Origin of the sequence: Odoribacter lunatus, assembly GCF_943193135.1 — a bacterium.
GTDB classification, from domain to species: domain Bacteria; phylum Bacteroidota; class Bacteroidia; order Bacteroidales; family Marinifilaceae; genus Culturomica; species Culturomica lunata.
On record NZ_CALPCZ010000004.1, the window covers coordinates 111,099 to 121,368 of the forward strand.

Genomic DNA, 10,270 nt, shown 5'->3' on the forward strand with positions numbered 1-10,270 from the left:
TTACTTATAAAAGAAAAAGGGAGCTTTCAATGGAAGCTCCCTTTTTTCTTACTATCTCACCCATTATTATTGATCATTCATCGAAATCAAAAACTCTTCATTTGAGTGTGTTTTTTCCAAACGATCCTTAACAAACTCCATGGCTTCAATAGAATTCATATCCGTCAGATAATTTCGAAGAATCCAAATACGATTCAACATGTTATCATCTAACAACAAATCTTCCCGTCGTGTACTGGATGCCGTAATATCAACAGCCGGATAAATACGTTTATTCGCCAACTTACGGTCAAGCTGCAACTCCATGTTACCCGTTCCCTTAAACTCCTCAAAAATCACATCATCCATCTTAGAACCAGTCTCTGTCAAAGCCGTTGATAATATCGTCAATGAACCTCCATCCTCAATATTTCGTGCAGCACCAAAAAAGCGTTTGGGCTTATGCAAAGCATTCGCATCTACACCACCGGAAAGCACTTTCCCCGAAGCCGGTGATACCGTATTATACGCACGTGCAAGCCGCGTAATGGAATCCAGCAGTATCACAACATCATGACCGCATTCCACCATACGTTTAGCCTTCTCCAAAACAATATTGGCTACTTTCACATGCCGTTCCGCCGGCTCGTCAAATGTCGAAGAAATCACTTCAGCATTCACACTACGCGCCATATCCGTCACCTCTTCCGGACGTTCGTCAATCAACAAAATAATCAAATACACCTCCGGATGATTGGCAGCAATCGCATTCGCAATCTCCTTCAATAAAACCGTCTTACCAGTTTTAGGCGGTGCTACAATCAAACCGCGTTGTCCTTTTCCTATCGGAGCAAACATATCTACCACTCGGGTAGAAATTGTTGCCTTACCATTGCCTGTAATATTGAATTTTTCATCCGGAAACAATGGTGTCAAATGATCAAAAGGAATCCGGTCACGTACAGCTTCCGGTGACTTTCCATTAATTCTCTCTACTTTTATCAACGGAAAATACTTCTCCCCTTCTTTCGGAGGACGTACCGTCCCCTCCACAATATCCCCCGTTTGTAAACCAAACAACTTAATCTGGCTTTGGGAGACATAAATATCATCCGGAGAATTCAAATAATTATAATCAGAAGAGCGAAGAAACCCGTAACCATCAGGCATAATCTCCAAAACTCCCGAATTATTGATTATCCCCTCAAATTCATAATACTTATCCCTTTTATCAAATTTCAATTTACCGGATGCTTCATTTCCATTACCATTACCCATCAAATTTCCGAACTCCCTCTCTTGAGAAACAGTCATTTGACTTTCAGGCATCTCCGAAGCAGACTCGAATACTATCTGTTCCGGTTGTTCAACTGAAATTTCCGATTGATAATCGTAATCATCATTCTCTCCAAAATCAAACTCTTTCTCGATGACATCCTGATGATTTATAGGATGTGTTCTTACCTCACCCGCATTCTCTTTAAAAGAATAACGATTAAACTCCCCCCGTGCCGGACGCTCCTCTTGTCGGTTATTATTATTGTTTCTTACCTCTGTCACCTGTTTCTCTTCCCGCTTGGGTTCTTCCTTTCTCATGAATTTCTGCATTCTTCCCCCCTTAGAGTCTCCTACTTTCTCCACTCCTGACCTCATAACCCTTACCCGAGGCTTACGCTCCCTCTTTTCTTCCGTTTCAAAAGACTCTTCATTCTTCTTTTCCGCAAGTATCGGATGAACAACCTCTGTGGCAACCACCGCCTGCTGATCCAATATCTTATAAATCAACTCCTGTTTTTTAAAAGCCTCTACCCGCTTAATATTTAAATCCTTTGCAATTTGCCGTAACTCCGTCAGCAATTTGTCATTTAATTCTAAAATGTCGTACATATAACGATTTTAATGGATATTTATTTTGTAGAAAAATCACCTGAACAGAATCAGGCGGAAATGAATCTAATGCAAAAATACAAATAAAAATCTTTAAGACAAAATTGTTTAAAAATAATTACCCCTGCATATAAATTATTTTTTTCGTCTCAAAAAAATCTTCCGCAAAAAAGTCTCTGATAGAATAAATACGCACCCTACTCCGATAAGGTTTAATCTCTTCTTCAAAATCGCCGCCTTTCAAATACAATACACCATTCGGCAACTCATTCTCTCCTCCCCTGCGAATTTTATTTTTAATCAATTTTAAAAAATCCGGAAACGCCGTCACGGCTCTGCTGACAATAAAATCAAAACTCTCCGGAACCGTCTCCACCCGCTTTTGTTCTGCAATCACATTCGATAAGCCTAAAGAAGAAGCCACACCGTTTACCACCTTTATTTTTTTGGCAATGGAATCTATTAAATAAAACTTCACTTCCGGAAACAGAATAGCCAGCGGAATCCCCGGAAATCCCCCTCCTGTCCCCACATCCATAACGTGAGTACCCGGCAGGAAATCAATCACCTTAGCTATCGCCAATGAATGCAACACATGATGCACATATAAAGCATCAATATCCTTTCGGGAAACTACATTTATTTTCTCATTCCAATCCCTATACAATTCTCCCAACAAGGCAAAACGTCTCTTCTGGTCCGCATTCAAATCCGGAAAATACGAAGTAATCAATTCCACACTCATACGCTCTTTTTTCTCAACGTATTATACAAAGGCAAAGCAATCACACAAAGCATTCCGACTATAATATACACAAGTGTCATCGTCCCATGCGTCAATAAAGCAAATGTTTTTGCCATACTCTCCAACTCCGGTGTATGCGGAATATAAAGCATCAATGCGGATATGACCATAAAATGCCAGGCCCCGATACCTCCCTGCACGGGTGCCACCATACCGAAACTCCCGAATACAAAGCCTGTCATTCCCGCCATAATCCCCAAATGGGAGGTAAATTCAAAACAGAAAAAACACAAGTAAAACATCAGGAAAAAACATCCCCAAATCAAAAAAGAATACAACACAAACAACCATTTATGCTTCACCTTACGCACCGCAAACACCCCCTCTTTCAATCCGGTAAGAAAACCTTTCATCCGTTGTTGAAAACAAGTACCCCGAAGCAATCTCCAAATACCTACCACCAAAACCAACATGCCAGCGAGCAACACCCAAAGCTTCCACGAACCTGCCAATCCCCGCATTCTCTCTCCTATACCACTATTCGTTTCTAAAAAATAGAGCACTTTATTAAACTGAAAAACAATGACAATCACCGTGTATCCCAACAGAAAAAACATATCGATAATCCGCTCGGTCACGACTGTACCCAACAAATTGGAGAAAGGAACATGTTCATATTTACTGACCACCCCGCAACGAGTAAACTCCCCCATCCTCGGCATGGCCAAATTCGCAAAATACCCAATCATCACACCGAAAAAACTATTCATCAGCGTTATCGGATACCCCATGGACCCTGTCAGCAATTGCCAACGCAATGCCCGAATCACATGACTTAATATTCCCACTACACAAACAACCGCCACCCACGTGTAATTCACATCCTCCCGCAATACTTTCATCAAATCCCCCCAAGCCTGATCCCGATACACTAGCCAAAACAACAAAACGGAAATACACAAAAAAAACAAAAACTTCAAAAGCTGCTTACACCGATTAGACATACCTCCCTAAATTTCAAATTAGCTTCTACAAGCGCAAAAGTAAATAAATAAATGAATTTACAAGATATAACTTTCCAGCTATTTATATACTTTTGCACCATGAATACTGTTAGAGCGAAGAAAAACCTCGGGCAACACTTTTTAAAAGACCAAAACATTGCCAAGAAGATTACCGACAGTCTGTTAGCTGTCACAGAACAGATTTTGGAAATCGGTCCGGGAATGGGTGTTCTTACCGGCTACCTGTTCGAGAATAAAAATTTTTATGTAAAAGCGCTTGACGTAGATTGGGAATCCATTGAATATTTACATGACAAATTTCCCGACCACCAGCAACAAATTCTTTACGGTGATTTTTTAAAAACAGATTTATCCGAACTCTACAATACCCCTTTTTCCATCATAGGGAATTTACCATACAACATTTCTTCGCAAATCTTTTTCCGTATCATAGAAAATCGTCAATATATCCCGCAGGTTGTATGTATGATTCAGAAAGAAGTAGCCGAACGAATCAGCGCTTCCTACGGCAACAAAACCTACGGCATACTAAGCGTATTCCTGCAGGCATTTTATGACATCGACTATCTCTTTACGGTAAGCGAAAAAGTATTCGACCCGCCCCCAAAAGTAAAATCCGCCGTCATCCGGCTTGTCCGCAACAACCGGCAACAACTCGACTGTGATGAAAAATTATTTTTTCAAGTCGTGAAAACCGGATTCAACCAACGAAGAAAAACATTAAGAAATTCAATTCGTTCCATTCTTCCGGCGGAATTTGATTCAAATTATTTAAATTTGAGACCGGAACAACTCAGTGTAGATGATTTCATCCGACTTTGTCAGGAAATAAGCGCTAATTTTTAACCGTTATCTGTCAGTTATGCAGCAATTTGAACTCACCCATAATTTTCTCAGTCGACTTGAAGAACTTATTGATGCCGGAGAAAAACAAGAAATTATACAACAGCTCCAAGACCTGCATTCTGCCGATATTGCCGAAATCCTGACCGAACTAAATAACGAAAGAGCACAATACGTCTTTTTGCTGCTGGACAATGAAACAGCCAGTGACGTGTTGGCGGAAATCGACGAAGAAGAACGGACTCATTTTCTAGAATCCTTTCCGGCTGAAATCATCGCCAAACGTTTCATCGACCACATGGAATCGGACGATGCCGCCGATATTGTCGGCAGTCTGCCCGATGAGCAACAACACGAAGTCCTTGCACATATCGACGATATGGAACAAGCCGGCGATATTGTTGATTTGCTGCATTACGACGAAGACACGGCGGGTGGTCTGATGGCAAAAGAATTAGTCGTTGTCAATGAAAACTGGACTGTCCTTACCTGTTTGAGAGAACTTGGACGCCAGGCAGAAAACATCGACGAAATCTATAATGTATACGTGGTGGATGATGACAACAAACTGAAAGGACGGCTGTCCCTGAAAAAAATGATTCTCTCCCCCACATCTGCCAAAATCAGCAACCTTTACTACGAAGACATAACCTCCGTAAAAACCGACGAACCGGCAGAATCCGTAGCACGCATCATGCAAAAATACGACCTGGTCGCCATTCCCGTCGTTGATTCCATCGGGCGCCTTGTCGGCAGAATCACCATTGACGACGTCGTAGACGTCATCCGGGAAGAAGCCGAAAAAGACTACCAGATGATGTCCGGTATCTCTCAAGACGTCGAAACATCCGACAGCATCTGGGCACAAGCCAAAGCCCGCCTGCCGTGGCTTATCATAGCCCTGTTCGGAGGAATGGTTTCCGCCTACATGATTTCCCTATATCAGGAAGAAATATCCCTATTTCCCGTAACCGCCATGTTCATTCCCGTCATCACGGCAATGGGCGGAAATGTCGGCATCCAGTCATCCGCTATCGTCGTCCAGGGACTGGCATCCAACTCTCTGGGGATGAAAAACGGATTAAAAAACATACTGAAAGAAATAGGCGTCGCTTTGCTCAATGCGAGTATCTGCTCTTCCATTATATTCCTGCTGACCCTGTTTTTCGGATTAGAAACCCTGGCAATGCCCATTACGGTAACCTTATCCCTATTCATCGTCATCCTCTTCGCCTCCATTTTCGGCACGGCATTCCCGCTCCTCCTGCACAAAATAAAAATCGACCCTGCATTAGCCACCGGCCCTTTCATCACGCTGACCAATGATATCATCGGACTCAACATTTACCTCATCGCAGGACGAATCATCCTAAGCTGTTTCTAACCCAAATCATTGCATAATTATTTTTACATTTTGCATAATTATAAGCGATAATTATAAGGTTATTAGGTGTTTATAGTCTAATTTTGTATAAAACTCAAAACAAAACAACCTTCAAACACTATAACCTATGAATCCAATTGTTGAAGTAAACATCCAATCGGAAATCGGGAAACTAAACGGAGTCATCATTCATACCCCCGGAGAGGAAGTTGAAAACATGACCCCCGAAACAGCGGAAAGAGCTTTATATAGCGACATCATCAATCTCTCCATTGCGCGGGAAGAATACAAACAAGTCAAAGGCGTACTCTCAAAACTGACACATACATTTGAAGTACGCGACCTGCTATGCAACATTCTTCGGAACGAAGACACCAAACTCGAAGTACTAAACCGCATTGAAAAAATCGAACCGTTCATCGGGGAAAAATCCCCGCGGGGCAGTCTCAAAGAACATTTAGCGGAAGAGAGTGCGGAAAACTTGTCCCGCCTACTCATCGAAGGTGTAGAAATGATAAAAGACAACGTGACCAAATTCCTTTGCAAAGACTGGTTTGCCTTGCGTCCCATGCACAACCTCCTGTTCACGAGAGACGCCTCCATGAGTATAAACAACGAAGTACTCATCGGATGTATGGCAAATTCCATCAGAGACAGGGAATCCGTCATCATGCGTTCCATTTTTGACTTCACGCCGGAATTCAAAACCAAAACATTAAACCTCCCTTCCCCGGTTAATAGCCCAAAACGCACACACACCATAGAAGGAGGCGACGTACTCATTGCCCGGGACGACATTCTTTTAATCGGGAACGGTGCACGCACCAGTACACAAGCCATTGACCAATTGATAGACGAATACATCAGCCGGGAAAGCGAAAAGGCACAACACATCATTGTACAGCAACTGCCTCATACTCCCGAATCATTCATTCATCTTGACATGGTATTCACACTCCTTGACAGGGATAAATGTATGGTCTTCGCCCCTATCATCCTAAACCCGGGCAACTATCAGACAGTTCACATTAAGATTCAGAACGGCAAACTGCAAAGCATCCGCAGCGAAAAAAATCTTATCAGCGCCTTGAAAAAATTAGGAATGGACCTCGAACCCATTTTATGCGGAGGTACGGACGAATGGAACCAAGAGCGCGAGCAATGGCACAGCGGAGCGAACTTCTTTGCTGTCGGTCCCGGTCAGGTATTGGGATACGCCCGCAACAACTATACCATTGAAGCCATGAATAATGCCGGATTTGAAATCATTAAAGCCAATGACTTCATCGAAAACAAAATAAACATCTCCGAACACTCCAAATACGTCATAACCATTGACGGTTCCGAACTGCCGCGAGGCGGAGGCGGGGCACGCTGTATGACCATGCCGGTCAACCGGACCAATCTCGATTAAAACAACCAGCCGAAAAGAAATTTACTTTTCGGCTGATTTTTTACCACTCTCCGTTACAATATAAAAAATGGGAAACTGAAAATACGAATACTTTCAATTTCCCGTCAATAACTCTCATCAACCTCTTTAATCCTGGGGCAGCTTTCCGTTAAGAGCGTCCCGAACCACGGAAATAGCTTCTGCCAATCCTTCCGAAAATTTCTCAAAATCTTCTTTGTACAAGAAAATTTTATGCTTATCGAAATTGGCATTACCATCCGCATCAAATCTCTTTTTACTCTCGGTAATCGTCAGATAATAATCATTATTACGAGTAGCCCTCACATCCATAAAATAAGTACGCTTCCCCGCTTTTACCGCTTTAGAATAGACCTCCTCCCGGTCTTCATTCAAACCAAAATTTTCATTTTTATCAAAATCTTGCATAATACGCATATTTATATTGTAGCACATCACTACGTTAATAATCTGCAAATGTAGAAAAAAGCAAATAAATAATTACCTTTGAGTGAAAATTAATTAAAAATGCTATGATAACTTTTTTTATTATCGTTCTGTTTTTAATAGGAATCGCTCTAATCGCCCTCGGTATCGGATTGTTTTTTCACCGTGATTTTCCGGATACACATATCAGCCGCAACAAGCACATGCGCGACAGAGGCATAACATGCGCCAACAGTACCGATGCCAACGAACGCCAAAACTACAAACCCATCGACAACCGATAAAATTATCCCTGGGGATACACCATATTTTTCTCCTCTATTACCTCCAGCACTTCCCTCAAATATTTGTCCGCCTCATACTTTGCCATTGGCAGATTATGCAACAGATAGTTACCGCAATCCCGCGGAGCAACTCCCGGTACCTCCCCTTCAAAATCACGAATAAACCGAAACGTCTCCCGCATCAATTCCACGATATCCTTCGCTTCCAAATCCCCCTGCATCAGGAAATAATTTCCCGTACAGCACCCCATCGGTCCCCAGAACACAATCTTATCCCCCCACACAGGATGATTACGCAAAAAAGTCGCCGCCAAATGCTCTATCGTATGCAACTCCCCGTAACCCAATGCCGGTTCGCGATTAGGTTCTTTCATCCGGATATCAAATGTCGTCACGACATCCCCCCCGATATAATCCTTGCGGGACACATATATCCCCCTCAACAAATGAATATGGTCAATACTAAAACTCGGTATCTTTTTCATATCACACACCTTTGATTAATTGTTTAAATACTTGAAAAGACCGCTGGGGCGCCAGCGTCCAAAAATCCCGGTATTGCTCTATATGTCTTTCCACGCCGGGCGTATCGCTGATAATCCGGAAACTCAAAAAAGGCACACTGTACATATAACATACCTGTGCAATGGAGCACGATTCCATATCTACCGCCAGCCCCTTCGGGAAACGAACCTTTATCTCATGCAATTCCTGCCGGGAAGTAACAAAACGGTCTCCGCTGCAAATCATCCCCCCATGCACAGGCACTTCCGACTCTATTTTCAAGGCCTGTTCATACAATCTCCCGTCCGGTTCATAATAGGCCGGCATACCCTGCACCTGCCCATATTCATTCTCATCCCCGCACCAGACATCATGATATACAATCTTGTTGCCAACGACCACATCCATAATTTGCAATTCCGAATCAATCCCCCCGGCAACTCCTGTATTTATGATACAATCCGGCTGAAAATTCTTTATCATCTCCAATGTTCCCACAGCCGAAAAAACCTTTCCGATACCGCTCTGCAACAAAACAATCTCCTTATCTTCCAAACACCCTTCCACGAAAAAGTTATTACCCGCCTTCTGTTCCTTCTTATCTGTCAAAAGAGCCTCAATTTGCTTAAATTCGGCTCCCATAGCAACAATCACACCTATCTTCATACGTTTATCTAAAAAAAGGATTGTGTCTTTTCTCCCCACCGATAGTCGTCATCGGCCCATGTCCCGGAATTACTTTCACATCATCTTCCAATACAAACAAACGCTCCCGAATACCCGACAACAATTTTTCACCGTCACCGCCCGGAAAATCCGAACGCCCCACACTTCCCGCAAACAACACATCTCCCGTTACCAATATCTTATCCTTTCGGTTATAAAAACAAAGTCCGCCCGGAGAATGCCCCGGTATGGCTATCACTTCCAGGCTTGTATTCCCAAAAACAACCACATCCCCATCCTGCAAATACGTCCCGACTGCCGGAGGCTGGGCTATTCCGGAAATCCCTAGCATCGCGGCAAAACTAACCGCATGTTCTATCAGGAAATCATCTTCCCGGCTGGCCTGTGTCTCCAAATGATACGTATCTTTCATAAACTCATTTCCGAAAATATGGTCGGGATGCAAATGAGTATTCAACAACACCTTCGGTACCAACCCCCTCTTCTCCAAGAAAGAAACCAACATCTCCCGCTCCTTTTCGGTAAAACAACCGCAATCAACCACAGCCGCTTCCCGGGTATCATCATACAAGACAACCGTATTCTCCTCCCACGGATTATTCACAAAAATCTGCACCTCCATATTTCATCATTTTCTTTATCTGCAAAAATCGCTAAGAAATTCCACATTTTCAACTTTTCTCCTCTCTAACTTTCCGGGCCTTTTCTCCTTTTAGAACTTTTTTCTTTATATTTGTCCTGTTGTGGCAGAGAGACCTGCCGTAATTGAAATATTATTTTGAAGCGTTTAGCTTTATCCTTATTCAGGAAATCGCCAATTTTCAGCATAGTAGGGATAATCAGTACAAACGCTCACGTTTGCCGTATATATGTAATGTATATAATGGTTAGGCGTGGGTAACTGTTTATTTACTATGCGGGTGTTTGGCGATACCTCTGAATAGATAAACTAAAGTTCCCACGCTTTCTTTTTGTTATAAACCTACCTTTCCGGGGACTTTCAAGGTGCTAAGTAATTTCTTGATATGAAAAAATTAATCAAGTGTGCCGGATTACGGGTGTCGTTTCTGCTTC

Annotated in this window: 11 protein-coding genes; 4 read left to right on the plus strand and 7 right to left on the minus strand. The window is 42.6% G+C overall.

The features are described 5' to 3' along the window. Positions 1 to 66: 66 nt before the first annotated feature. The 3 genes from rho to NFR61_RS03440 all read right to left on the minus strand — a co-directional run bounded on the left by rho (position 67) and on the right by NFR61_RS03440 (position 3,615). On the minus strand, positions 67 to 1,866 hold the full coding sequence (rho, locus tag NFR61_RS03430; RefSeq protein WP_251620635.1) for a transcription termination factor Rho: 1,800 nt from the start codon (positions 1,864 to 1,866) through the stop codon (positions 67 to 69). 118 nt (positions 1,867 to 1,984) lie between these two features. Further along, a complete protein-coding gene (rsmG, locus tag NFR61_RS03435; RefSeq protein ID WP_251620663.1) occupies positions 1,985 to 2,605 on the minus strand; it encodes a 16S rRNA (guanine(527)-N(7))-methyltransferase RsmG in 621 nt (206 codons plus the stop codon). A gap of 2 nt (positions 2,606 to 2,607) precedes the next feature. Next, a complete protein-coding gene (locus NFR61_RS03440; RefSeq protein WP_251620637.1) occupies positions 2,608 to 3,615 on the minus strand; it encodes a lysylphosphatidylglycerol synthase transmembrane domain-containing protein in 1,008 nt (335 codons plus the stop codon). Between the two features lie 99 nt (positions 3,616 to 3,714). Between NFR61_RS03440 and rsmA the strand changes: the two genes are divergently transcribed. The 3 genes from rsmA to NFR61_RS03455 all read left to right on the plus strand — a co-directional run bounded on the left by rsmA (position 3,715) and on the right by NFR61_RS03455 (position 7,277). Further along, on the plus strand, positions 3,715 to 4,482 hold the full coding sequence (gene rsmA, locus NFR61_RS03445) for a 16S rRNA (adenine(1518)-N(6)/adenine(1519)-N(6))-dimethyltransferase RsmA (protein ID WP_251620639.1): 768 nt from the start codon (positions 3,715 to 3,717) through the stop codon (positions 4,480 to 4,482). A gap of 16 nt (positions 4,483 to 4,498) precedes the next feature. Next, on the plus strand, positions 4,499 to 5,863 hold the full coding sequence (mgtE, locus tag NFR61_RS03450; protein WP_251620641.1) for a magnesium transporter: 1,365 nt from the start codon (positions 4,499 to 4,501) through the stop codon (positions 5,861 to 5,863). Between the two features lie 127 nt (positions 5,864 to 5,990). Continuing rightward, positions 5,991 to 7,277, plus strand: coding sequence for an arginine deiminase (locus tag NFR61_RS03455; RefSeq protein WP_251620643.1), 1,287 nt, complete (start codon positions 5,991 to 5,993; stop codon positions 7,275 to 7,277). Positions 7,278 to 7,403: 126 nt separating this feature from the next. Here the strand turns inward: NFR61_RS03455 and NFR61_RS03460 are convergent, their stop codons facing one another. Further along, on the minus strand, positions 7,404 to 7,703 hold the full coding sequence (locus NFR61_RS03460) for a DUF3276 family protein (RefSeq protein WP_251620645.1): 300 nt from the start codon (positions 7,701 to 7,703) through the stop codon (positions 7,404 to 7,406). Positions 7,704 to 7,807: 104 nt separating this feature from the next. On the opposite strand from NFR61_RS03460, the gene NFR61_RS03465 reads away from it, so the two are divergent. Then, positions 7,808 to 8,005, plus strand: coding sequence for a hypothetical protein (locus NFR61_RS03465; RefSeq protein WP_251620647.1), 198 nt, complete (start codon positions 7,808 to 7,810; stop codon positions 8,003 to 8,005). A 2-nt stretch (positions 8,006 to 8,007) separates the two neighbouring features. Here NFR61_RS03465 and NFR61_RS03470 read toward each other — a convergent pair whose 3' ends face one another. Genes NFR61_RS03470 through NFR61_RS03480 form a run of 3 tightly spaced genes read right to left on the minus strand, consistent with a single transcriptional unit; the run spans position 8,008 to position 9,818 of the window. Continuing rightward, positions 8,008 to 8,490, minus strand: coding sequence for an S-ribosylhomocysteine lyase (locus NFR61_RS03470; RefSeq protein WP_251620648.1), 483 nt, complete (start codon positions 8,488 to 8,490; stop codon positions 8,008 to 8,010). A 1-nt stretch (position 8,491) separates the two neighbouring features. Continuing rightward, positions 8,492 to 9,175 (minus strand): 5'-methylthioadenosine/adenosylhomocysteine nucleosidase, encoded by a 684-nt coding sequence (locus NFR61_RS03475; RefSeq protein ID WP_251620651.1) that lies wholly within the window; start codon positions 9,173 to 9,175, stop codon positions 8,492 to 8,494. Between the two features lie 4 nt (positions 9,176 to 9,179). Beyond that, the gene (locus tag NFR61_RS03480) at positions 9,180 to 9,818 is read right to left on the minus strand and encodes an MBL fold metallo-hydrolase (protein WP_251620653.1); all 639 of its coding nucleotides are present in this window, start codon (positions 9,816 to 9,818) and stop codon (positions 9,180 to 9,182) included. Between the last annotated feature and the right edge of the window lie 452 nt (positions 9,819 to 10,270).

What these genes read in the sequence shown, in the direction of transcription:
- rho (WP_251620635.1), bottom strand. Translation starts at nt 1,866, where the DNA reads ATGTACGACATTTTAGAATTAAATGACAAATTGCTGACGGAGTTACGG.
- NFR61_RS03440 (WP_251620637.1), bottom strand. Translation starts at nt 3,615, where the DNA reads ATGTCTAATCGGTGTAAGCAGCTTTTGAAGTTTTTGTTTTTTTTGTGT.
- rsmA (WP_251620639.1), top strand. Translation starts at nt 3,715, where the DNA reads ATGAATACTGTTAGAGCGAAGAAAAACCTCGGGCAACACTTTTTAAAA.
- mgtE (WP_251620641.1), top strand. Translation starts at nt 4,499, where the DNA reads ATGCAGCAATTTGAACTCACCCATAATTTTCTCAGTCGACTTGAAGAA.
- NFR61_RS03455 (WP_251620643.1), top strand. Translation starts at nt 5,991, where the DNA reads ATGAATCCAATTGTTGAAGTAAACATCCAATCGGAAATCGGGAAACTA.
- NFR61_RS03460 (WP_251620645.1), bottom strand. Translation starts at nt 7,703, where the DNA reads ATGCAAGATTTTGATAAAAATGAAAATTTTGGTTTGAATGAAGACCGG.
- NFR61_RS03465 (WP_251620647.1), top strand. Translation starts at nt 7,808, where the DNA reads ATGATAACTTTTTTTATTATCGTTCTGTTTTTAATAGGAATCGCTCTA.
- NFR61_RS03470 (WP_251620648.1), bottom strand. Translation starts at nt 8,490, where the DNA reads ATGAAAAAGATACCGAGTTTTAGTATTGACCATATTCATTTGTTGAGG.
- NFR61_RS03475 (WP_251620651.1), bottom strand. Translation starts at nt 9,175, where the DNA reads ATGAAGATAGGTGTGATTGTTGCTATGGGAGCCGAATTTAAGCAAATT.
- NFR61_RS03480 (WP_251620653.1), bottom strand. Translation starts at nt 9,818, where the DNA reads ATGGAGGTGCAGATTTTTGTGAATAATCCGTGGGAGGAGAATACGGTT.